This window comes from Streptomyces sp. NPDC048637 (assembly GCF_040650675.1).
Classification (GTDB): domain Bacteria; phylum Actinomycetota; class Actinomycetes; order Streptomycetales; family Streptomycetaceae; genus Streptomyces.
Map to the genome: position 1 here is coordinate 87,464 of NZ_JBEZHQ010000008.1, position 22,632 is coordinate 110,095.

Sequence of the window (22,632 nt, forward strand, 5' to 3'; positions counted from 1 at the left end):
GCGGTCACGACGACGATTCCAGCGACTCCAGTGAAGCCCGCAACGCGCTGAGCCCGTATCGCTGCTCGATGTCGATGCCCTCTCCGTAGTGGTGCTCCTCCAGCAGGGGCAGGATCTTCGTACGCCAGGTGCGCTCCAGCCCGCCGTCCCGGTAGACGCCCTTCTTCATGAGATACGAGGGCCCGATCCGGAAATCCGGATCGTCAATACGGGAGTTGAGCGCATCGAGCAGATCGGCTGGCTCCGCACCCTTGCCCTGGTCGGCCAGCCAGCGCCGGAGCAGCCCGCTTGTCGGCTCGGTGCGCGGCGACAGCTCGACGAAGGCGAATCGGCGCCGCATTGCCGTGTCCACGAGGGCGATGGACCGGTCCGCGGTGTTCATGGTCCCGATCACAAAGAGGTTCGGCGGCAGCGCGAAGTCGTCGCGAGAGTAGGTCAGACGCACCGATTTGTTGCGGTACTCCAGCAGGAAGTACAGCTCACCGAAGACCTTGGCCAGGTTGGCGCGATTGATCTCGTCGATGACGAGGAAGTGCGGGATATGGCGGTTGCCCTCACGGGAGGCGAGGTCGGCCAGCTCGCGCAGCGGGCCGGCGGTGAGCCGGAAGGCGACATCCCTGGTCTCCGGATCCTTCTGTGGTCGGAAACCTTCGAAGAAGTCCTCGTAGGCGTAGGCCGGGTGGAACTGGACAAGCTTGACCTGCTCGGGTCCGCCGCCGAGGAATTCAGCCAGCTCCAGCGCAAGGTAGGTCTTCCCCGTCCCCGGCGGTCCGTACAGCACCAACTGCCGCTCGTCCCAGAGCAGATCGCGTACTTCGCGGAGCCATGCGGTGTCGTGTACGAGGAGCTTCGTGGCCAGTTCGTCGGTGGGCTCGGGCAGCTCCAGCTCGCGGCGGGCGGTGAGCGCCGGGATCTCGATGCTCGGGTCGCGTTATGTGGCCTCGGCGGCCCAGTCGAAAAGCTCTTCATCGCTCACTCCGAGGCTGTCGATCAGGGCCTGGACGGCGGTGAGGTCAACGACTGGCTTTATCGAGCAGTAGTGACGTCACCTGTCGATGAGTTTGGGAGGCACTCCAAACCACGGTCGGGTGATGTTGATGAGTTTGGGAGGCACCGGGTCTCTTGCCAGGGCAGCATCGGGATGCTCTTGGTGAAAGGTGCTGGTCATGCCGCAGATGTCGAAGGTCGAGCTGTACGCGGCGATCCGGCGTGACAATCGTGACGGCATGTCGATGCGGGAGCTTGAACGCAAGCACGGCGTGACGTGGCGGACGGTGCGCAAGGCGTTGGACTCGTCCTGGCCGGAGCCGCGCAAGAAGCTCCCGCCGCGGGCGACCGGCCTGGACCCGTTCAAGCCGGTGATCGATGAGATCCTGCGATCGGATCTGGATGCGCCGCGCAAGCAGCGGCATATGGTCACCCGGATCTTTCACCGGCTGGTCGAGGAACATGGGGCGGATGTTTCCTACGGGATGGTCCGCTACTACGTCGCCGGCCGGAAGCCCGAGATCCTGGTCGAGTCCGGCAAGGCGCCGCTGGAGGCGTTCATCCCGCAGACCCACCGCTGCCGTCGCCCAGGTGCTGGGGCTGAGCCGGGCCCGGGTGGAAGCGGAACGGTGGATCGCGTTCAAGTCGCACTTCGGCATCGAGAGTTTCTACTGCCGGCCAGGCATCGAAGGGGCCCACGAGAAGGGCGGAGTCGAAGGCCAGATCGGCTATTTCCGCCGCAATTACTTCGTTCCGGTCCCGGAAGTCTCCTCGCTCGCTGAGCTGAACGAGATGGTCGAGCAGTGGGACCGGCAGGACGACGCCCGCCGCATCGGGTCCAGGTCCAAGACGATCGCGGAGTGCTTCGCGCTCGAACAGCCGCTGCTGCGGCCGCTGCCCGACGAACCGTTCGAGACGGGCCGGCTGTTCACGCCGCGGGTCGACCGCTACGGCCAGATCCCGGTCCGCACCAACCGCTACTCCGTCCCGATCAGGCTGATCGGGAGACGGGTTCGGGTCGTGCTGCACGCTTCTCACCTGGTGGTTTACGACAAGAACGTGGAAGTGGCCCGGCACGAGCGGTTGATCGCCAAGGGCGCCGTCCGCCTGGATCTGGACCACTATCTGGAGGTTCTGGTCCGCAAGCCCGGCGCCTTTCCCGGCTCCACCGCGCTCGAACAGGCCCGGTCGGCCGGCAAGTTCACCCCGGTCCATGATGCCTGGTGGGACCAGGCCAAGAAGATGCACGGTGAGCGGGACGGCACCCGGGCTCTGATCGAGGTGCTGCTACTGGGCCGGCACCTGCCTCATGAGCATGTCGTCGCCGGCCTCGCCGCGGCCCTGACCGCTGACGCTGTCGCGCTGGAGGCCCGCAAGGCCGCCCAGGCCGAGACCGAACCCGGCCCCGGATCCGGCCATCTGGCTTCCGGCAAGCTGCTTGCGACGGTGTCGTCCCTGAACGAGTGGCGCCTTGCCCATCTTCCGCCGGGCACCAGGCCGCTGCCCTCGGTGACCCCCTATGGAGTACCCGGCGAGCGCGGAGGCCAAGCTCGGCGCGATCGACGCCGCGCTGGCCCGGATCCGGGTCCGAGCGGAGGAGACCGGCGAGAGCCTGCTCGGCCAGTCGCACACCGTGGCGCTGCAGACCCTGCGTGCTCTGGCCGCAGGCGATCGGGAGGCGTTCGACACCGGCCTCACCGACCTGCTTGTCTCCCTCAGCGAACAGCGCGGCCCGGGTGCCGGGCCGCGCAGCCTCCTCCCGCTCCTGCCGATTGCCCTGGCCGCGCTCGCGTACCGGGGCCCGGGCTGGGCTCCGGCAGTCGACACCGACTACCTCCCGCGCGCCCTGGTCACCGGGTTCGAGACCTCCGGACCGCGCGTCGGCAGCCTGGGCCGCAACCGTTGTGCGGACGCGGTCGCTGCCCTGGCCGAAGGCCCCGTGGTCATCGAGCGGCCGACTTCATCCCTGCCCCTGAATCCGGAGAGCGAGGCCCTGTTCGAGAAGTACACCCGGGAGGCCTTCACTGAGGTGGACGGTAAGCGCCCCGCCGTATGGCAGCTCGCCAGCGCCCTGCAAAACCAGGAGATCCTCTTCAAGGTGCGCGCCTCGCACTCCGCCGATGTCACGGACGTTCAGCTGGCGAACCTGGGCCTGGCCTCCCAGCTGGGTGGGGGCGGCTCTGTTCCGCATAGCCCTCGCCGAGCCCAGTACCGAGGCCGAGGTGACCATTGACGGTCGCACGGTCGCACGGTCGTCTACCCGGCTTCCCGAAGCGAGCACATGAGCCCCGGCCACTGGCAGATTGCTACGAACCTCGCGCTAGTCACCGGCGTACCCGAGGACCTCGCCCCACTGGTGCTCACCGGTCCGGTCTATGCCCGCAAGGATGGCTCGGCGTTCGCCTCGTACCGCGAGGCCCTCCACGACTACCTCAGGGGTGAGGATCCCCTACCGGCGACGGAGCGTGCCCTGCACGAGGTCGAACGGGCCAAGGACTGGGGGCTTCTTCCCGCCGCCCGTCGTTCTCTTCTCCCAGCTCGTCGAGGGCGATGAGGTGAGCTTCAACCTGGCCCTGGCCGACGCCCTCGAAGCCCACCGTGATCACTACCAGGTCGCCGACCGCGCGGACGACTGCGACGCAGCGATCAACATCGACATCCTGGCACTGACCTGCCACGCCCGCCGCAGGGGCTGGACGATCCAGGTCGAGTCCCCCTACCTGCCGCAGCGGTTGCTCCAAGCGGCCGAACCCTTCTAGCCAGCCCCCAAACACAACGGGATCACGTTCCATGACGGTTTCCGGCACCCGCAACATTTCCCGAGGAGAAGTACCTCAGGTCGGGAAAACGCCCCCCAGGCGCTGTTGAGTAGCTCGCTGGCCAGGTAGTCGGACTCGACCACCATGCCAGGTGCCTCACGTGGGGAACTCGCCGAGCCAACCGCGCTGCAGGAGGTGCTTGGGCAGGTACTCCGACTCGACCTCGACCGGGATCCCCCCGTCGTAGGCAAGGCAGGCAATGGCGAGCGGGCCCAGAGCGATACGGCCATCGGGGTCCGCAGTGCGGTCCTCGTCTGCAGTCCAGTACGCCTTGTGCAGCTCCAACGCCTCCAGCAAGGCCTGGTTGAAGCCCTGCTCATCTTTGGTGACGAAGCGGTGGAAGAGGTTGATGGGCGGGTAGAGCACGGCCTGCAGCAGATCCCGGGGAGCCCGGCAAGGGCTGCGAAAGCCGCCCGGGCGCGGCGCTGCTGTCAGCGCTGCGCCCGGTGAACTCGGCCTTGAACAGGTTCAGTTGGCGGCGTCAGCAACTTCCTAGTACGGGTAGAACCCCGACCCCGACTTCCGCCCCAGCCGTCCCGCGTCGACCATCCGCGCGAGCAGCGGGGGAGCGGCGTACAGGGGCTCCTTGTACTCGTGGTACATGCCGTCAATCCGCGCGGCTACCGCTCTGACCTGCGGTTTCATGGCCCGTCCGGGGTCTTCCGGGCGCCCAGGGACTTCTCAGGGACATTCGGTTGTGGATCTTGATCGAACCACTCGTCCATGGCGGCGAGGCCCCGCTTGCCTGCCTCGGGCATGAAGTGAGCGTAGTGCTTCAGCGTGGTCTGCGGCGACGAGTGCCCGAGCCACTCCGACACGCTCACGATCGACTCGCCCGCCTCAAGCTGGGTACTCGCGTATGTGTGCCGGAGCACGTGGTACATGTCCGCGCGCGAAAGTTCGTAGACGGGGTACCGCCGGATGCGGCCTCCATGCGTCGCGACCTTCTCGCCGATTGTCTTCAGTACCCCGGCCTCCGCGAGCGCGGGCCGCCAGCTCCTCTTGTTCCACAGCGAGGGGTTGATTCGATTGCCCTGCGAGGTGCTCAGGACCAGCCGGACGGTGATCGGTTTGCGCTGTCGCGCTTCCAGTTCGGTCGTGGGTGGCTCGGGGTTGCGCCAGGGGAGTGTGCAGGCGGCCGGGGGGAAGCGGCGCAGGTGGTCCTGGGCACGCTTGGTGAGGTTGGGCGAGAGGGGAGCGTCTCGCGTTTTGCCGCCCTTGGGAAGGCAGAAGTACGGCCTTCCCTTGGAGTCCCACCGCAGCTGTCGGCGGATGTGTACGACGCCGGCATCGAAGTCGAAGTCCTCCTCGCCGAGGCCGAACGCCTCGCCTTGGCGCAGGCCGAGGCCGACGCCAAGGTCCACCGCGAAGTGGTACCGATCCTGGAGGCCCGCGCGGACGGCATCCACGGTTGACCTGGACCATGCCTTGGCCCTTTTCTTCACGGGTTTTGGTGCCTTGACCGTCCGGTGGGCCTTGCAAGGGTTCTTGACCAGACGGCCGTCGTCGACGGCGGATTCGAGGATCGTGGAAAGGTGGATCCAGATCACCTGGGCCGTGGACGCCTCGACCCGCGTCAGCAACTGGGCCGTCCAGGCGCGCAGCGCGGCAGCGTCGATGTCCCGGAGCGCCGTTGCACCCAGGAACGGCATGATGTGGTTCCAGATCTTGCTGCGCATGGGGGCGGCGGTCGACGGTTCGTCTGACCGGCTCGGCCACCAGTGCTTCTCGATGTACTGGGCGAGAGGGATCGTCCCATCGCGGGGGTCGACGAACTCGCCACGTGTGGTGTCGGTCTGTGCGTTCGCGAGCCACTGCTTCGCATCCTCGCTCGTGTCGAACGAACGGTCCCGGACGCCCGGGATACCCTTCACCCGGTAGCGCTTGCCCTTGCCCCACAGGGCTGCTCGCTCCCGCTTACCGGTGTCCTTGCTCGGCTTCTTCTTGAGCCAGCGGTCTTCTATGTACCCCGCCAAGGGAAAGTGCTCCTAGGAACTCAACTGCGAATGTTTGAATTGCATGGTGGGGAGCCGCGCTGGGACTCCAAAAGATCGCGGCACCGCATTCGGGCTTGCGGACACCTTCAAAGAGTGCGTACTGCGCGCTTCATCGGCTTCTGGCTGAGGGGATTGAGCGCAGCATTGGAACGTGAATCCGCTTGCTCCTGCGCTATGATCCACTCATCGAGCGCCGAGATCCGGTACATGACGCGGCCTCCCATGCGGAAGCTCGGCGGCCCCTGCCGTCGGTGACGCCAGACGTACAGAGTGTTCGGTGAAATGCCGAGGTATTCCGCTGCCTTGGTCAGCTTCAAGAACGCGGAATCATGGGTGGGCGTGATCTGGTCGTGCATCTCTGGTCTCCAGGCTGAGAAGAGTCGATGCACATCAGGATCCGGAGAAGTCCGGGCTTGGTGAGACCGGAAAATTCTGGTAGCGCGTGTACAGGCCCCTTCAGGGGGGCGCTGAGGTGCGACTGTTGATCTCGGGCGTAGCAGTCCATGACGCTGGATCATCCTCTTGTTGACCTGCGGTTTTGCCGACACTCGTACGTTGGCATGGTGTCCGCGCAGGTCTCCAGCCGTGGACGTCTGCCGTAGGCGAACTGCCGTGAGTCAGGCCCCGGGGTATAGGCCGACCCGTCCGGCTGCTGCCTGGGACTTTTCCTCGGAAAGGGCCTCTGACTGCGTCGGAGACCCCTTTCCGGTATTTCGTGGCCCTGCCTACTTAGACTCCGTTTCTTATGGCGTGATCGTTCGTTGAGCCGTTCATGGCGGATCTGGTTGCGCGATTGGTGCCGGATGAGTTGTGGGTGTTGTTGCGGCGGATGGTGTCGCCGACGGAAGTGAAGCGTCCGCAGGGCGGGGGTCGGCGACGGACTGGTGACCGCGAGACCCTGGTACGAACTCGGCGCCAGAGAAGAGCTGGACTGGTCGCGGGGCACGATCGAATCCGTCAGTGTCCGGGCGGCAAAAGGGGGCCACTGAGCGGACCGAGTCCGACCGACCGCGGCAAGAGCGGATCGAAAATCCACCTGATCACGGACCGAAACAGATTGCCCCTGTCGCTGGGCATCTCCGGTGCCAACATGCACGACAGCCTCGGCCTGAAGCCACTGGTGCGGGGGATCCTGCCCGTCCGCTCCCGACGCGGCCCGCGTCCTCGGCGCCCGGCCTAGCTCCATGCGGACAAGGGCTACGATTATTTCCGCCTACGCAGATGGCTCCGTAAGAGGGGCATCCGCCACCGCATTGCCCGTAAGGGCATCGAGCCCTCCACACGACTGGGCCGCCACCGTTGGGTCGTCGAGAGGACGGACTCCTGGCTGGCTGGATGCTGGCACCTGCACCGCCGCTACGAACGCAAGGCCGAGCACTTCCTCGCCTTCGTCGGTATAGCCGCAGTGCTGTGTGCGTAGTCATGGTGGATTCTTGCGGCCCCCCGCACCCATCTCTACAGGATCGAGCCGCCAGCTCGCCGGGTTCCAGCCAGTTTCTACCGTTCCGGCCCTTCGCCTCTCGCGACCTGCGATTCTGCGTCGCCTGCGTCCCTTCCACGGGGGAGGCGAGGCGTACAACAAACGGGAGGACTGTAAAAGTGAGCGAGCAAACGGAATTGGTCGCGGTCACCGCAGCGGCCGCCGCCGCGCTGGTGTCGGAGATGGTCAAAGAGAGCTGGTCGTCGATGCGGACGCTTGCAGCTCGGGTCTTTCACCATGCGGGAGAGGCAGAGGAAGAGCGTCAGCTGAACCGTCTCGATGCCGACCAGGTGCAGGCACACACCTTGGACCCGCACGAGATCCGCGACCGCTGGCAGCGCCGCTTACTCACCTTGGTCGAGGACTACCCCGACGCAGTTGACGACCTCAGCTCGCTGGCAAGCCGCCATGCTGAAGAGCAGAACGGCACTGTGAACCAGACGACAACAGGCAATTCCGGCACCGTGATTCAAGTCGGGAGGGACAACTTCGGCAGCCTCAACACCAGGAGGCGCTGACATGTCCCCCGACGAACAGCAGAGCCCTTCTCCGTCACAGTCGGCCCCGGGAAACCACGGCACGGTCATTCAGGTAGCCCGAGACCTTACGGGCAACATCCACATCGCGCGACGCCCCAAGGTACCCACCACACCGGTACCTACCGCGGACCGGGCAGCAGCTTCGGAGCCGCTGTGGGCCCACACCCCAACGCCGCAGAGTGCTGCCGAGGTTCTGGCTCGATATGGTCTCGCGGTCATCGCAGGAGAGCCCGGCAGTGGTCGGCTCACCTCGGCTGTGAGGGCGCTTGAGTCCGCTCTGAAACCCGCCTCTGATACCTACCAGCTCTTCCTAATGGGAGGAGACTGGGATGACGATGAGACGCCGGATGCCGAAGTCCTTCCAGAACCCTCTGAGGGGCGTGGGTACATCCTGGATGCTACGTCCCGCCCTATGGACACGAACGCTGCTCTGGCACTGATCACATGGGCGGAGAAGCTGCACGCCGCCAGGAGCTACCTGGTCATCACCGCCAACTTAAACAGTTGGCCGGCCGACAGTCGTTACGAGCTCACCGCGGTGGGTCCCGACGCCCTGCAGGTCGCCCGAAAGTGGCTCGCTAAAAGCAGCCCAAGGCAAGCCGACTGGCTGCAGTTGGACCCGACGCGCAGTGTTCCCCGAGGCATCCTGCGCGGCCCCGGCACCATCGATCCCGCGGCGAACGAATTCGCAGACCTCATCCCACGCAACGTCAGCCCTTCAAACGCGGTCGCCATCGCTGAGCGGCTACGGAAGGTCGACCCCGTCCGCCTGACCTCGGCTGTCACCAAGCGCAACGATAAGCAGTCGACCGAAGCGGCAGAGATCGGCCGTAGGGAAATCCAGGCTATCCGGGACGAGGTCCTGCTTTGGACCAGGTTCCTGGAAGACACCCTTGCCGAAACCGGGACCCGCGGCCAAGACCGCGTGATGCTCCTGGCCGCCGCGTACCTCGAAGGCGCGCCCTTGGAGCTGTGCATCAAAGCCGCCGGCGCATTCGGCTCCGCCGACGAACCAAGCGCAGGGCGCTACCGTGAGGGGCGCAGCCCCCGCAACCGGATGCGTGCCGTCGGCGTCGACGTCACCGCAGACGACACTGCAGCCTTCGATAGCCGACCCGGGCTTGCCCTCGCAGCCATCCGAATGGACTGGCACCACTGGACCAACGAGCGCCAGGAGACCAGGAGATGGCTGGAGCGCATCACTGCTCCCGATGGCATCGCTGCCAAGTGGGCGAAGCAGATCGGTGAACGCCTCCTCGAACTATCCCGCACGGCGGTGAACCGCCCCTTCTTCGACGTCATGGAGAAGTGGACTGAGCCCACTTACACCACGGACCCGGACCGCGTGAAGCTGGTGGCTCACCTCCTTACCCAAGCCGCTAAGACCGACGAACTCCTGCCGGACATCCACAAAAAGCTTCTGGAGTGGGCCAAGCGGAAGAGCAACCCCCACCAGCGGGATGTGGCCGCTCAGGTCTGCAGCGGCGGCTACGGGCAGCGTTGGCCCCACCGGGCACTCGTCAGGCTGCGTCACGTCCTTGAACATGACGATGCTGCCGCCGAAACCGCAGCAAAGGCGCTTGTTACGTACGCCAGCCGCAACGGGGACAGTCTCATCCGCGTAGTCGACACCATTGAATCCTGGTTCGAATACTCCAACAGTGCAGCCGGCCCCCGAGCCTTCCTCGCCTTGGCCGATCCCTCAGCGCAGCCCAATGTGCTGGAAGACCTGATGCCCCTGGCGCAGGCTGCCCCCAGGATCCGCGACTTCTTCATCACCGGCTGGGGGAACACCCTGCAACAACCTGCTGTGCGCGACCAAGCACACGACGTCCTGCTGAGCTGGGCCCGCGCGACTTACGAGAACCGTCTTGAGCGCGACTTCACCTTCGGGATCCTCACCGATGTACGCAACGGCCATCAGCCCGTCGACGCAATGTCCCGCTTCCTCTACGGCAGCCCCGAAGAGGAGGACCCTGCGTTGATCAACGCCCGATTCGCCCTGGCGAACCTCCGGAGCTGCCACCACACAGAATGCAGCCGGCCCGCCTGCCCACTCAACCAGGACGCCAGCGCACCGTCGCCGGACACAGAAGCCGGACTGTGAACCGAACCGCCAGGAATCGTCTCCGCTTCCCAGCCCGGCGCTGGCTGCTCGCCCCGCTGACCACCTGGCACGCTCGGCGATTAGGAATCGAATACGGACCTGGCATGGATTCCCGAACCGCCTGGGCACTCGCACGACTGGCACGCCACCCCGACGAGAAAGCCTTCGGCATGTCGCACCTCGATGGAGACCGTGACTAGCCGCAGACGCGCACTCGGAGGAAGCCTGGCGTAGCCCCGAGGGCCGGTTTCCCAAGCTGGGAAGCTGGCCCTACCTGCGACGTGCCGCGGCCACAGGCCGGCAAGGATGGCGAGGGTGCCGATCCGGCTCCACACGATGCGCTGGAAGCCGTGCATGTGCTCGACCCCGTACTGCCGGGTGACGCGGTCGCTTCCGGCCCAGATGAGCTCGTTGACGCTGGGCACACAGCGGACGCGCTTCCGTATCGCGTTCTGAACGGTTGGCCGCAGGCGAATCAAGCATGCTGGACGGCATTGGAGACCAGCTCTGAGGCGATGAGTGCGGCATCGTCTGGGTAGCTGATCAGGCGCCATCGAGTGAGGGTGCCCCGGAGGAAGCGTCGGGTGAGCGAAAGGCTCTCGGGCGTTCCTGCGAATCGGATCGTGGTAAGACTGCCCGAAGCGAGGCCGAGCGCTACCGAAAGCGAAGATCTCATCGCGCGTATAGACCAGGGTATGGCCGTCAGGCTCCCGCGAGTTACGGATTGCCAATGATCCGCCCGGAGGGCCGCGGTCTCCACGCACTGCCCCTCCGCAAAGCGTGGCAGAACACGAAAATCCCTTCCCGACGCACCCAAAGGGTGCCGGAAAACCGGAAGCCCGGACGGTTTGACCCGGCCCCACACACTGACGCCAGAGGAGGGTGGCGGTTACCCAAACGGGAAGCACCGCTCCCCGCCGGAGCGCCTGGATCGTCCAAACGAGGACTGAGCGTCGACGGACTGCGGTCCACGGACGGCTATGTCGTGGAGGCCAAGTACGTTCGGGAGCCCGGATGCCGCAATACCTTCCGGCGTCTGAGGGTCGACTGCGGGATATGGGTGGCGAGCCGCTACTACTGCGCGAAACCCCGCCATGGCAATGGCGGGGACGGTGAGAACGACAGAGGCAGTGGACATCACATACTCAGCTGTAACGTCCTGGCGGGCGATGAGTCCTGAATGGCCTGGCGCTGGGCCACATCTGCATTACAAGCTCAACTAGCCCCGATAGCCTCACGTAGAGCACATGTGAGTGGGGGGCTGGGAGTGTTGCGAGTACGGTTCGTAGGCGCCGCAACAGTCGCTGCTGTGGTCGTTGCAGCTGGCGTACTGTCGTCACTGGCGGTGAATGCCGCGACCGAGGATAAGCGTTGGCCTGGAGCTCTGGATGTGCTGCGCCAGCACCCGTGGGTCGCGACCGGCGTCCTGTCCGCCCTTGCACTCCTCGCCGCAGTGGCTTCGGCCTGGTGGCAAGAACATCCGCTCGCCACTGCGGCAGATCCACCGGCGCCGCCGCGAATTCCGATTCCTGGATGGGTCGTGGGGCGCGGAGAGAGCGACGAAGCGGTATCGGTGGTCTGCGCCCGGCGTACCTCCACTGCGGTAGGCATCACCACCTCACTGGAGGGTGCAGGGGGCTTCGGCAAGACCACTTTGGCCACGGTCGTGTGTGCCCATCCGAGGGTGCGCAGGCGATTCCGTGGTCGCGTATTCACCATCACAATGGGCCGTGACGTACGCGGGCAGACAGCAGTGGCGGCGAAGGTCGCTGAGGCAACCCGGTTCATCACAGGTGACACCGCCACGTTCGACGACCCCGATCTAGCCGGCGCGCACTTGGGTCGTCTCCTCGACCAACGCCCGCGCACCCTGCTCGTCCTGGACGATGTGTGGGAAGCCGAGCAACTCGCCCCCTTCCTCTATGGCGGCTCTCAGTGTGTGCGCTTGGTCACCACCCGCACCCCCGCTGTCCTCCCGCCCGGTACCACCCGTATCAGCGTCGACGAGATGACCCCCGACCAGGCGCGTGCTGTGCTGACCTGGCAACTGCACCCTCCGCTGCCCGAGCGACTCACCCAAGACCTGCTGCGCGCTACGGGGCGGTGGGCTCTGCTCTTGCGCCTGACCAACCGGCTCATCACCGAGCAGGTCGCCACAGGTGTGGCGCCCGACGTCGCCGCCACGGGCGCTCTGGCTGCTCTACGGACAAACGGCCCCGCTGCTGTGGACGATCCAGCAGTGTTCTTGGACCTGAACGACCCGCGGCGGCGTCGGTTGGCAGTACGTGCAACGGTGGAGGCCGCCACCGCACTGCTGCCGCCCGGCGGAACCGAGCGGTTTGCTGAGCTTGGTGTCTTCCTTGAGGACGAGGCCATATCCGTGACCGTGACGGCTCGCCTATGGCAGGCAACCGGTGGCCTCACGGAAGCGGAGTCACGCGACCTCTGCGCAGTCCTTGGCCGCCTGTCGCTTCTGTCGCTGACGGCTGATGCTGGCGGCCAGATCACCTTGCACGACGTGATCCGCGACTACCTTCGCGCCGAACTCGGACCCGCGGCACTGACAACCCTCAGTGCCGTCCTGGTTGACGCTGTGGCCGCCGACCTGCCCACAGCAGTGCCGATAGCTCACTCCGCGCCCGAGCCCGGGGCTGCGTGGTGGCAGGTGTCCGACGGCTACCTGCTCGACCACCTAATCGAACACCTGTTGGCCGCCGGTCGTACCGCTCAGGCGGAGGCAGTCGCCAGCGACCTGCGATGGGTCGAGGCTCGCCTGAGCCAGCGTGGTCCTACTGCTCCGTGGAGCGACCTCAGTCGCATCCCCACATCCGAGGCAGCCGAACGAGCACGCGAAATCGCACAGGCAGCGCATCTCCTCGGCCCCACTATCCCTTCCCATGCGCTGGTGAACGTTCTGCGAAGCAGACTTCAACATCTCCCAGCCTGGCGGCACCAGATTACTGTCCTTCAGCACGAAGACCGTCGGATGCCGGCTCTGGTTAATCGCTGGCCAATGCCTGACCTCCCCGACCAGCACCATCGACGTACCCTCACCGGCCACACAAACGCCGTTCGCGCGGTGGCGATCGCGCCGGACGACACTTGGATCGCTACCGCCAGCGACGATGGGACAGTACGGATCTGGGACGTTGCCTCGGGAAACTGCACTGCCACTCTTTCCGGGCACACCGACAGCGTTCACGCGGTGGCCATCGCCCCGGACGGCACCTGGATCGCCACCGCCAGCCCGGACAAGACGATACGCACCTGGGACGTCGCCTCGGGAAACTGCACTGCCATGCTGGTGCACCCCTGTCCAATGCGCGCCGTTGGCATCGCACCGGACGGCACCTGGGTCGCCTCCGCCGGAGATGACGGGGTGGTTCGGCTCATAGACATCACCTCGGGACAGTGCACCGCCACTCTTTCCGGGCACACAGCCGCGGTCCACTCTGTGGCCATCTCGCCGGACGGCACCTGGATCGTCAGCGCGAGCCCGGACGAAGGGGTGCGCATCTGGAACACCTCGACAGGGACATGCACTGGAACCCTGCCCGACCACATACTTCACGTCCGTGCGGTAGCAATCGCCCCGGACTCCACGTGGTTCGTAACTGGTGGCGATAGCGGGGTAGCGATCTGGGGCGGCGCCGCCAGGCGAACCTGCAAAGCATTTCTGACTGGACGCAACACCACCTCGATCGCGATCGCCCCACACGGACGGTGGCTTGCCATAGCTGACAGATACGGGGTGGTTCAGGTATGGAACATTCCGGAGGGGCAGCGGTTTGCCACCGATGAGGACCGACCACCCGGGGTTTGGGAGATAGGCACGTCCTCCCACGCCGGAACACTGACCGGGCACGCTGGCGGCGTGCTGTCCGTGGCTATCGCCACTGGGGGTGGGTGGCTCGCCACCAGCGGCGAGGACATGTCGGTCCACATCCGGGACAGCGCAGTCCGAGGCCACATGGCAGGCGCGCCGCGACGAGCCAGCACGTATACGCCTTGTTTAGCAATTGCTCCCGACGGCAGGTGGCTGGCTGCCGGCAGCGGCAACGGGGCTGTGCAGCTCTGGGACATCGCCTCAGCGGCTTGCACAGCCACCTTAACTGGAACTAGATATTCCGATTGGATCGTGGCTGTAGCAGTCTCCCCCGATGGCACTTGGATCGCGTCTGGTGGCGCCGATGGGAGCGTGCGGATCTGGGATACTTCAACCCAGTCCTGCACTACCACCATGGCCGGACTCGCCAACCATGTCCTGTCTGTGGCGATCGCGCCGAACGGCAGATGGATGGCTTTTGCCGGCAGTGACGGAGCTGTGCGGATCTGGAGTGCTTCCACTCGCACCTGCACGTCCGCCTTGACCGGCCATACCAATTCCGTTCACTCCGTGGCGATCGCGCCGGACAGCACCTGGCTCGCCACCGGCAGCGCGGATGGAACTGTCCGCATCTGGGGCGTCGCTTCAGGGACATGCACTGGCATCCTGAGCGAACACTCCGCCAACATCCGCGCGGTGGCAATCGCCCCGGACGGCAGCTGGCTCACTTCGGCAAGCGACGATGGGGAGATCCGAATCTGGGATACCTCCACTCGATCGTGCACCGCCACCCTGGCCGACCGGGCAAGCGGGGCGAACGCCGTAGCCATAGCCCCCGACGGCACGCGACTGGCGACAGCCCACGCCGACGGGACACTGCAGGTCTGGGACATCACTTCCGGGCTCTGCACCACGCTGATGCGCGTCGAGGGTCAGCTCCTCGATTGTGCATGGACTCCAGACGGCAGCAGCCTCACAGCCGCTGGCGTACGAGGGCTCTACTTCTTCGACTACCGAACCTGATGTCCGGGCTTGCCATTGCCGTTCAGTTGTCCTGCCTCAGGTGGCGCTGCTGTCAGGTCACAGGCGGATCCGGGAATTGTGCTATGGCAGCTGCGCCCGCAACGCGGCAAGATCCGGCGTCATGGATAGGGGGATGCTGCGGCATTAGCCGCGGGTGTTGCTGGTGTCACAGGTGCTTTCGGTGCGGCGAGTTCGTCCAGATGCCGACGGCTTTGCCGTGGGGCAACCACTCCCTCCTCTGCCGGGACTCCGACGGGAATCTGATCAACTTCTTCACACCCGTCGCCCCCGGCGCCGTGCAGATGCAAGACCGCTAAGGGCTTGCTGGAAATCAAGGTGTTGCTTCCCGTCCGTTCTGCCTCGGCCCGTGCGAGCCGTTCCCGGAAGGCACTGAATCCGGTGTAGGACCAGGCGACGTCCGGACTGCTGATGTCTCCGTCTCCCGGGAACAGGTTCAAGCCCACGTCGTCCTCCTCGCTCGCGAAGTGGACAGGATCGGCCAGAACAAACGGCGCGGCATATACCGCGCCATGCGCGGTGTCCCGCGCCTGCACAACCTCGTCCTCGTCGGATAGGGGAACAGGGGCTCCTATCCGCTGACTTCTCCTGCATTGACTCCAAGATCAGTTACGGGACAGCCCTTAGCCATTAAAGATCTCTAGTAGCGGCAAATCGAACGGCAGGGGAGCCCCAAACTCAATCTGGCGCTCCCCACCATTCCTCCCGGCCCTCCGGAAGCAGCCGCTGTTTCTGCGAGCGAGCACCTGAGCTTTCGCGGAGGTGCACGGCGAACTTCTAGTTCGTAGTTCTATGCAGGGTGGACATCAGCGACCATCTTGGCCGCTTTAAATTAGGGTTCAACCCTTACTGCGGCACGGTCACTGCCAATAGTCTGCCGTCCCCAAGGTGGAGCCATCCTCGGCCAGGAGTGATAGGGCTGCCGCTAATAGAGTCTCCGGTCTTGATGCCGATCAAATCGCCGGCGTTCCGCTTCTGGGGGGATAGCAGGAGGCCGCGGTGGGCCTTCTTCACTCTTCCCAGCCAGCCGAAACTCAGCCGAAGCTTGTCTTCATCGCCGCCCAGAACCAGCGCCGTACCCTCGTCGAAGCCGTGCTCCAATCGACTCTGCAGTCGACGTCCGGCATCACACTCGCCCAGGAGCTCCGCGTCATCCATCACGATAACGACCGGTTCTTCAGTAGACGTCACTGGCAAAGCCTCCTCGAGCTCGTCGTGCCCGATGCCGTCCTGGAAGAAGCAAGCCACCACACCGTCACGATCAGCCAATTCCCGTAGGGGAGACGGCTTGGGCGCGGCCAACACGAGCCGAGTGCCAGCCGCGAGCAGAGAGCGTGCGATGTTCGCTAATGCCGTGGATCGTCCCGACTTGGCGGGCCCGGCTACAACGAACGCCGGAGCTGTACCGGAAGCCAGATCAGGACCATACGCGGCCAGGTCATCGCCTCCGACACCCGCGAGTGCCCACAACCTTGGCGTTCCCGGGGCGCGCATCGTCCACGCCTCATCGAAGCCGATGCGGGACGGCAACGCTTCAATGCGTTTCTGCACTTCCAATGCATCATGGGCCGCGTCCCAAAGGCCGAGTAACAGGACGTGGTCCTCTAGCCCCAACCTCGCCATGTGAGAGAACGCGACAAGTGCCTCACGCTCAGGCAGTTCGTCATGGGTGTACCAGCGGATCCATGCATCCGACGAAATACCCGTTTGCTCCTCCAAGTCGGTGAAGGACCACTTTCGCTTCAGCCTGTGTTGGTCAAGAAAGCGATGGAGAGTGACCAGCTCCAGTCTCGCCGCAGAGCGATCCACCTCGAACTCTCTACTCTTTACGTCGTAGAACGTCGCGTTCGCTGGCCGACTTCCCTCCAGCGCATCAGCCATCTTGGCGAAGCCTTCACTGCGGCGCACCACACCAAGGAACACCTTCAAAGCGTCTTTGTCGTCCCACAGGGCCTGGGCTGTATTGATGATCAGTGCCTTCAAAGCCTCTTCCGCGTAGTTGAACTGCGCAGTGGATTGGTCGGCGGTGTCAGGCTTCTCGGTGCTAGCTGGTGGCTCTTCTGCTGCGTGTTCGTTTGCGTCCTGGGCCCACTTCCGCAGGTCCTCGAAAGGGCCAGCTGCGCCATTCACGTCATCATCGATGGTGGCAGCTGTGGTCTCTTCCGGAGGCTGTACTGATGCATGCGTAACCGTTTCCCTGACGGCCTGATTCCACAGGCCCTTGAAGCGGTCGACTTCTTCGTCTACGTCGTTGCGTCCAGCATCTTCGGCCAGGACAGCCACGATGAGTTCGAGGCGGCCCCGATGAGGGCGGTCCGGTTTCTGGAAGGTGTCTAGCACTGCCTGGTGGTTCACGATCCAGTAGCCCTGCGCGTCCTTCCCGATGCGATCGCGAATAATTCGCGCTGACGGGAGCGCTGCCTGCAGTCTCAGATCATGCAGTTCATCGTTCATCTTCTTCAGGGCCGGCTCGTCAGGCAGCTCAGGCCTCTTCCACGGCTGTGCGACCGCCATCTCTTCCCCCTCAGTGATCCTGTGTCAGGTCCTATTAACCCGACGCGCTGGCGCCTGTATACACGATCGTCAAAATCCGTCACGCATTGTCAGACAGCAGCTGTTCTTGGTTGATGCCGTCAGTGATCGTCTGGGACCGTCAGGGCCGTCCGTGAGGCGTCCATGCTGGCTACACAAGTCAGTTGGCACCACACGGAAAGCAGATCCCTATGGAACAGATCAGCGTGCGCCTCGTAGTCCTCCTGTTGGTCGGCGTCCTCGTCGTCGCCCTGACCTTGCATGCACCCAAAGTCGGCGCCGCCGTAGTGGGAGCCACCGCGGTGGTGGCCCTACTTGCCCAGCTCATGGCCCGCGATTGATGCACACCTCACTCCGAAGCAGCCCACTGAAGCGACGGGCAGCACCCTCGCTGGCTGGGCCTTTGGCGCGCATCAGGCGCTAGATTCGAGTCAAGTTGTGGCTACCGCCACCCAGTACCAGAAGCCCGGTTTCGCGGTGAATCCGGGGCCCGGAGGATTCGCGCCGGCGCTAGAGGTCTTCGATAGCTGGGGTTACGGCAGGGTCTGATGCAGGTTCGGGTGACAGGTTCGTTCACGCGGCCTGGAGGGCCGGTGTGGTCATGACGGTCTCGAATTCGACGGGTGTCAGCCGGCCGAGTGCGGCTTGTCTGCGGCGCCGGTGGTAGGTCCTCTCGATCCAGGACACGATCGCGATCCGCAGTTCTTCACGGGTGGCCCACGTCCGGCGGTCGAGGACGTTCTTCTGCAGCAGGCTGAAGAAGGACTCCATGGCCGCGTTGTCGCCGGCCGCCCCGACTCTCCCTATCGATCCGGCCATCCGGTGGTGGTCGAGGGCTCGGACGAACTTCCGGGACCGGAACTGTGATCCGCGATCGCTGTGCAGGATGCACCCGGCGACGTGGTCGCGTCGGGCCACGGCGTTTTCCAGGGCGGCTACGGCGAGGCGGGACTTCATCCGCGCATCGATGGAGTAGCCCACGATCCTGTTGCTGAAGACGTCTTTGATCGCGCAGAGGTACAGCTTGCCTTGGCCGGTGGCGTGTTCGGTGATGTCGGCGAGCCACAGCCGGTTCGGGCCGGTCGCGGTGAAGTTGCGGCTCACGAGATCGTCGTGCACCGGAGGGCCGGCCTTCTTGCCCCGGCCGCGCTTCTTCCCGAAGACACTCCACCAGCGATTGTCCCGGCAGATCCGCCACGCGGTGCGCTCGGCCATGCCGGCTCCGGCACCACGGGCTTCATCGGCCAGGAACCGGTAGCCGAACTCCGGGTCGTCGCGGTGGGCGTCGAACAGGGCGTTCGCGCGATATGCCTCCTCCAGCGCGGCGTCGGCAATCGGCTTGCCCAGCCAGCGGTAGTAGGGCTGTCTGGCGAGCTTGAGCACCCGGCACGTCACCGTGACGGGCACCCCGTCCACGGCCAGCTCTTTCACGAGCGGGTAGATCCTTTTCCCGGCAGATGCGCCTGTGACAGGTAGGCCGCGGCCCGGCGCAGGACCTCATTCTCCTGCTCCAGCAGCTTGATCCGCCGACGTGCTTCCCGCAGTTCCGCGCTCTCCTGGCTGGTCACCCCGGGCTTGGTCCCGTCGTCGATATCCGCCCGGCGCATCCACTTCCACAACGTCATCGGGTGGACTCCGAAGTCGGTGGCCACCTGCTCCACCGTCACACCCGGGCCGCGGTTCCTCGCGACCCGCACGACGTCCTGGCGGAACTCTTCCGGATAAGGCTTGGGCACAGCGACATCCTTTCCACCCGCCCTACAAGGCAAGCCAGTTCAGATGTCACCTGATCGTGCATCAGACCCGCAGTTGAAGTCCAGCCGGGTCTTGGTGATGAAGCCGTAGATGAGGCCGGGTCGGTACTGCATCCGTTTGAGTCGGGTCTTCACGAGCGCGGTCAGCTCGTCGATGCTGTGTCTGGCGAGCTTGGCCAGGGACCGTTCTGGCTGCCTGGCGAAGCAGAAGGAATGTCCCGCCACAGTCCTGAAGCGTGGTAACGCGTACCGCGTGGTTACGAAGTAGGTCGCGTCGCTGTGCTGGTCTTTGTCGGAGCAGAGGTCAGTGGATGACCCAGCTCTTCGTACGGTCGCCGCGTTTCAGAGTGTCCAGCCGGAAGGCGAGCTGGGCAGCCGCCTCCAGGTCACCCAGGTCGGCCCGGCGGATGAAGGAGCCGAGCGTGTGGAGGTCCCGTAGCTCCGTGAGCACCGGGAGCCCTGGCCAGTCGATGAGGTCGTGGCCGTATGCGTCGGAGAAGGCGCGCAGCTGAGCGGTGGTGCGACCGAAGCGGACGCCCTGGAAGGTGTTGGCGAGGTCGTTCTCACGGGGGCCGATTGCTGCTTCGTCCCAGTCGCCGAGCCTGGCGGCGGAGCTGTCCCAGAGGGTGTTGCCCGGGTAGGCGTCACCGTGGATCAAGCCCGGGCCGAGGGGGAAGTCGAGGTGCGCGTAGGAGTCCAGGAGTTCGTCGGAGCGGCCGAGTATCCACTCGCGGTCGCTGGGCGTGAGGGTGGTGCTGGACTCGACGACGGGGCGCAGAGCCAGGTGGGGGCGATAGGCGGGCAGCTCGATGGGGGGCTCGGGGAGCCTGTGCAGCAGGCTGAGCAGATGGCCGAGGTGCTCCGGGCCGGGGGGCGGACCATCAGGCTGCGGGTAGTGCCGCCACAGGGTGATCACGTATCCGGGAACGTCCAAGGGCTGTGATACGTCGAGGGGCTCGGTGACCTCAAGTCCCTGGCCAGCTAGCCAGCGTGTGAGGGCGATGGCTCGTTGAATCGAGGCGCGCTGTTCGTCCCGGCTGACTCGGACAACGGCGTCGGCCTGGGGCAGGAGATAGACGGAGGTGGCATGGGAGCGCAGGGGCGAGATGCCGCGTGCCGGAAGCCCCCAGACCGCGCAGGCCCGTTGAGCGGCGCCCTTGGGCGTAAGAGATGTCGTGGTCATCGCTCCGACCGTAGCGCGGCCGTGCCGTCGATGACTCGGTAGCCCTGAATGAGGTCCATCAGTTGCCCGATGGTCTGGTTGCCCTTGAGGTCGGTTCGGCGCATGAGGCTGCCGAGGCGATCCATGGCGCTGCCGAGCTGGCGGATGCGCATCTGCGGGGGCAGGTCCAGGACATGTTGGAGGGCGGTTGTCGCGCCGGCCGGGTCTCCCTGGAGGATGGCGGCGGTGATCAGGTCGATATGGGCCAGGGCCTCATCCCCGTACGAGCGCTCTTCCCTTGGACCGCTGCGGTACGCGGTGATGGCGGCGGTGGCATGCCGGTGGGCCTCCTCGTGTTTCCCGAGCAGCGTGTAGGTGCCGCCGAGGTAGTAATCCTGCTTCGCGAGGGGGAAGGTCAGCAGGCCACCGAACTGCTCGACCTCGTCGTGGAGCGGAGTTTCCTCCCTGGCCTGCCGCATCCGGTCGAGCGCGGCCAGGGACAGCTCGTGATCGCCGATTCGGGCCGCCACGCGAGCCTCGATCGCGGCGATGCGGATACGGGCCTCGCCGGCCGGGGCGAGCTGGGCCGCGTGTTCCGTCAGCTTCAGTGCCATCCGGTTCTGTGGTGACCATTCGGTGATGAGCGCGGCCGTGCCCGCAGCCCATGCCCGCAGCCCGGTGTGATCCGCCTGCTCGGCGCACAGGCGCGCGGCACGGATCTGTGCCATCGCGGACGCTTGCTCGCCGAGGTTCTGTGAGGCGTGCGCGAGCAGCAGGCACGCCGTCCCGGCGAGCATGAACAGATCGCGGCTCTGCTGGGGGCGCTGGCGGCCCTGCAGGCGGTCGAAGAGCTCATCCCGTACCGCGACGAGCTCGGTGAACAACGGGAGCAGCGGTGCGTGGACGTAATCGGTGGCGATGCGGGCGAGAGTGAATCCGAACTGCTCAAGCTCGTCTGTGCTGACGTTGCTGGACGACATGAATGCGGCGAACGCGCTGGAGGACTGCGCCGCTTCTGTGGCGAGCGAGCGCAAGTGATCGGCTTCCTCACGCTCGGGCTCCGGTGCCTCGCGTGCAGGCGCGCTACTGGGAGCGAGCGGGCGGAGTTCGGCCGGCACATCCAAAGCGTCCAGGAACGCCTGGGTCTTGTCGAGACGCGTGAGACGCCGGGCTCCGGATTCGAGCTGGGAGAGGTAGCCCTGGCTGAGGCCGGCGAGGCGAGCCAGGTCGTCTTGCCGTAACCCGGCGTGCTGCCGCAGCAGACGGCTCATCTTCCCGAAGTCCATTACCCGGAGGGCTTCTTGGATCCCGGGATCCGACCAGACACGATCAGGGATGGAGGGCGGTTCGGGCTCTGTTGAGGTCGGGGCGCCTCGCGCGCAGGCCCCGCACAGTTCCCGGTCGTCCGGGTTGTAGCGGCTGAGGCGGCACCCGCACTTCAGGCAACGACGCTCCCCGCTCACTGCCCCTCCCGACCTCGGCCGACTGATGCTCATGCTGGCATTGCGGTTGCCATATTGCAGCCCAACTCTCTTATCACTCTGGCGATATGCGATCTCCCATGCCCAGTGGCAGCGTGATCCGTAAGCCGTTGCCGAGACGAATTGTCCTCGGCGTGGCAGGGACCTTGGGAGGTATGTCCATGACGGCGAACCACCAGATCGTGTTCCACATTGTCCGCCGGGAACCGTCGGTTGTTGATGCCCGGCATTGCGTAGGCGTGGATTCGCTGAACGCGACCATGCGTCAGCAGCACCCCTTCGCCCAGGCCCGCCACTTCGCAGATCGGGCTGCCGCTCTGTTGCCGGTGTTGAAGGAGACGACCCAATGATCGGCCGGAGATGCCCGGCCGGCATGGCGGCCGCCGCCCTCTCGATGAACTCCGGTGGATGGCCCGCGGGGGGCGGCATGAACAGCGCCATGGCCATGGAAGCTGTTATCGAGCACGCCGAGCTGCATTCGAGCGTCACATTGGCCTCGGACGACTTGGCTCCCCGTCGGGCCCGGGCATTCACCCGGACGCAGCTCACCGAGTGGGGCCTGGACGCTCTCGCCGATCGCGTACTGCTCATCGTCAGCGAACTCGTCACGAACGCATGCCGCCACGGCAGAACCAAGCCCGAGGGCTTGGTGGAGGAGATCACCCTGACGCTCTCCTACCAGAATGCCGTCGTGGGGATCGAGCTGGAGGACAACTCCCGCCAGCTCCCCGTTCCGCGTAAGGGGCCTATCAGTGCGCTCGATGGCCGGGGCCTGTGCCTCGTAGCCGCCGAGGCGGACGCCTGGACCTCGCGCCTCAATCCGGACGGCACCGGCAAGCGGGTCCTTGCCTTCCTGCGCTGGCCGTCGACGCCGCCGGCCGTCTGACCGCAGCCAGCCCTCACCCTC

20 protein-coding genes and 4 pseudogenes are annotated in these 22,632 nt (G+C 65.5%); 12 read left to right on the forward strand and 12 right to left on the reverse strand.

Annotated features, from left to right (window positions below; translation table 11 throughout):
- Window positions 1-4: 4 nt before the first annotated feature.
- Window positions 5-1,021, reverse strand: a pseudogene (locus tag AB0C46_RS13565) (AAA family ATPase); the annotation flags it as partial.
- 145 nt (window positions 1,022-1,166) lie between these two features.
- On the opposite strand from AB0C46_RS13565, the gene AB0C46_RS13570 reads away from it, so the two are divergent.
- Window positions 1,167-1,769 (forward strand): hypothetical protein, encoded by a 603-nt coding sequence (locus AB0C46_RS13570; RefSeq protein ID WP_362827977.1) that lies wholly within the window; start codon window positions 1,167-1,169, stop codon window positions 1,767-1,769.
- Window positions 1,770-2,274: 505 nt separating this feature from the next.
- Here the strand turns inward: AB0C46_RS13570 and AB0C46_RS13575 are convergent.
- Window positions 2,275-2,406, reverse strand: a complete 132-nt coding sequence (locus tag AB0C46_RS13575; RefSeq protein WP_362827978.1) for a hypothetical protein — start codon at window positions 2,404-2,406, stop codon at window positions 2,275-2,277.
- Between the two features lie 100 nt (window positions 2,407-2,506).
- Between AB0C46_RS13575 and AB0C46_RS13580 the strand changes: the two genes are divergently transcribed.
- Genes AB0C46_RS13580 through AB0C46_RS13590 form a run of 3 tightly spaced genes read left to right on the forward strand, consistent with a single transcriptional unit; the run spans window position 2,507 to window position 3,746 of the window.
- Window positions 2,507-3,220 carry an Imm49 family immunity protein gene (locus AB0C46_RS13580; protein WP_362827979.1) on the forward strand — a complete coding sequence of 238 codons (714 nt, stop codon included), beginning with the start codon at window positions 2,507-2,509 and terminating at the stop codon, window positions 3,218-3,220.
- Window positions 3,221-3,268: 48 nt separating this feature from the next.
- Complete coding sequence (locus tag AB0C46_RS13585) at window positions 3,269-3,541, forward strand: hypothetical protein (protein ID WP_362827980.1); 273 nt, start codon at window positions 3,269-3,271, stop codon at window positions 3,539-3,541.
- Window position 3,542: 1 nt separating this feature from the next.
- Window positions 3,543-3,746: an Imm49 family immunity protein gene (locus tag AB0C46_RS13590; protein WP_362827981.1), complete on the forward strand. Its 204-nt coding sequence runs from the start codon at window positions 3,543-3,545 to the stop codon at window positions 3,744-3,746.
- Window positions 3,747-3,902: 156 nt separating this feature from the next.
- Here the strand turns inward: AB0C46_RS13590 and AB0C46_RS13595 are convergent.
- The 4 genes and pseudogenes from AB0C46_RS13595 to AB0C46_RS13610 form a co-directional block, all read right to left on the reverse strand.
- A pseudogene (locus AB0C46_RS13595) lies at window positions 3,903-4,196 on the reverse strand (immunity 49 family protein); the annotation flags it as partial.
- 102 nt (window positions 4,197-4,298) lie between these two features.
- Window positions 4,299-4,430 (reverse strand): annotated as a pseudogene (locus tag AB0C46_RS13600) (3-hydroxyacyl-CoA dehydrogenase family protein); the annotation flags it as partial.
- Between the two features lie 17 nt (window positions 4,431-4,447).
- Window positions 4,448-5,782, reverse strand: coding sequence for a site-specific integrase (locus AB0C46_RS13605; RefSeq protein ID WP_362827982.1), 1,335 nt, complete (start codon window positions 5,780-5,782; stop codon window positions 4,448-4,450).
- 107 nt (window positions 5,783-5,889) lie between these two features.
- Window positions 5,890-6,159 carry a helix-turn-helix domain-containing protein gene (locus AB0C46_RS13610; RefSeq protein ID WP_362827983.1) on the reverse strand — a complete coding sequence of 90 codons (270 nt, stop codon included), beginning with the start codon at window positions 6,157-6,159 and terminating at the stop codon, window positions 5,890-5,892.
- Between the two features lie 416 nt (window positions 6,160-6,575).
- On the opposite strand from AB0C46_RS13610, the pseudogene AB0C46_RS13615 reads away from it, so the two are divergent.
- From AB0C46_RS13615 to AB0C46_RS13635, 5 genes and pseudogenes are all read left to right on the forward strand, one after another.
- A pseudogene (locus AB0C46_RS13615) lies at window positions 6,576-7,223 on the forward strand (IS5 family transposase).
- A 179-nt stretch (window positions 7,224-7,402) separates the two neighbouring features.
- On the forward strand, window positions 7,403-7,801 hold the full coding sequence (locus AB0C46_RS13620) for a hypothetical protein (protein ID WP_362827984.1): 399 nt from the start codon (window positions 7,403-7,405) through the stop codon (window positions 7,799-7,801).
- A 433-nt stretch (window positions 7,802-8,234) separates the two neighbouring features.
- Window positions 8,235-9,929: a hypothetical protein gene (locus tag AB0C46_RS13625; RefSeq protein ID WP_362827985.1), complete on the forward strand. Its 1,695-nt coding sequence runs from the start codon at window positions 8,235-8,237 to the stop codon at window positions 9,927-9,929.
- Between the two features lie 730 nt (window positions 9,930-10,659).
- Window positions 10,660-11,109 carry a restriction endonuclease fold toxin-2 domain-containing protein gene (locus AB0C46_RS13630; RefSeq protein ID WP_362827986.1) on the forward strand — a complete coding sequence of 150 codons (450 nt, stop codon included), beginning with the start codon at window positions 10,660-10,662 and terminating at the stop codon, window positions 11,107-11,109.
- 129 nt (window positions 11,110-11,238) lie between these two features.
- On the forward strand, window positions 11,239-14,778 hold the full coding sequence (locus AB0C46_RS13635) for an NB-ARC domain-containing protein (protein ID WP_362827987.1): 3,540 nt from the start codon (window positions 11,239-11,241) through the stop codon (window positions 14,776-14,778).
- A gap of 119 nt (window positions 14,779-14,897) precedes the next feature.
- On the opposite strand, the gene AB0C46_RS13640 is transcribed toward AB0C46_RS13635, so the two are convergent.
- Window positions 14,898-15,242, reverse strand: coding sequence for a hypothetical protein (locus tag AB0C46_RS13640; protein ID WP_362828136.1), 345 nt, complete (start codon window positions 15,240-15,242; stop codon window positions 14,898-14,900).
- A 400-nt stretch (window positions 15,243-15,642) separates the two neighbouring features.
- Complete coding sequence (locus AB0C46_RS13645) at window positions 15,643-17,310, reverse strand: hypothetical protein (RefSeq protein WP_362827988.1); 1,668 nt, start codon at window positions 17,308-17,310, stop codon at window positions 15,643-15,645.
- A gap of 209 nt (window positions 17,311-17,519) precedes the next feature.
- On the opposite strand from AB0C46_RS13645, the gene AB0C46_RS13650 reads away from it, so the two are divergent.
- Window positions 17,520-17,669, forward strand: a complete 150-nt coding sequence (locus tag AB0C46_RS13650) for a hypothetical protein (protein ID WP_362827989.1) — start codon at window positions 17,520-17,522, stop codon at window positions 17,667-17,669.
- 232 nt (window positions 17,670-17,901) lie between these two features.
- On the opposite strand, the gene AB0C46_RS13655 is transcribed toward AB0C46_RS13650, so the two are convergent.
- The 4 genes from AB0C46_RS13655 to AB0C46_RS13670 all read right to left on the reverse strand — a co-directional run bounded on the left by AB0C46_RS13655 (window position 17,902) and on the right by AB0C46_RS13670 (window position 21,530).
- Window positions 17,902-19,064 (reverse strand): IS3 family transposase gene (locus tag AB0C46_RS13655; protein ID WP_362827990.1). Its coding sequence is split into 2 segments (ribosomal slippage): window positions 17,902-18,777 and window positions 18,780-19,064, totalling 1,161 coding nucleotides; the frame shifts between segments, so codons are not numbered across the junction.
- A gap of 39 nt (window positions 19,065-19,103) precedes the next feature.
- A complete protein-coding gene (locus AB0C46_RS13660; RefSeq protein WP_362827991.1) occupies window positions 19,104-19,307 on the reverse strand; it encodes a hypothetical protein in 204 nt (67 codons plus the stop codon).
- Window positions 19,308-19,386: 79 nt separating this feature from the next.
- Window positions 19,387-20,265 carry a phosphotransferase gene (locus AB0C46_RS13665; RefSeq protein WP_362827992.1) on the reverse strand — a complete coding sequence of 293 codons (879 nt, stop codon included), beginning with the start codon at window positions 20,263-20,265 and terminating at the stop codon, window positions 19,387-19,389.
- The gene (locus AB0C46_RS13670) at window positions 20,262-21,530 is read right to left on the reverse strand and encodes a helix-turn-helix transcriptional regulator (protein ID WP_362827993.1); all 1,269 of its coding nucleotides are present in this window, start codon (window positions 21,528-21,530) and stop codon (window positions 20,262-20,264) included. Before AB0C46_RS13670 ends, AB0C46_RS13665 begins: the two co-directional genes overlap by 4 nt.
- 356 nt (window positions 21,531-21,886) lie before the next feature.
- Here AB0C46_RS13670 and AB0C46_RS13675 point away from each other — a divergent pair, with 356 nt between their 5' ends.
- Both AB0C46_RS13675 and AB0C46_RS13680 read left to right on the forward strand, forming a co-directional pair.
- Window positions 21,887-22,075, forward strand: coding sequence for a hypothetical protein (locus AB0C46_RS13675; protein ID WP_141725637.1), 189 nt, complete (start codon window positions 21,887-21,889; stop codon window positions 22,073-22,075).
- A complete protein-coding gene (locus AB0C46_RS13680) occupies window positions 22,072-22,611 on the forward strand; it encodes an ATP-binding protein (RefSeq protein WP_093645159.1) in 540 nt (179 codons plus the stop codon). The genes AB0C46_RS13675 and AB0C46_RS13680 overlap by 4 nt, the downstream gene beginning before the upstream one ends.
- Window positions 22,612-22,632: the final 21 nt, after the last annotated feature.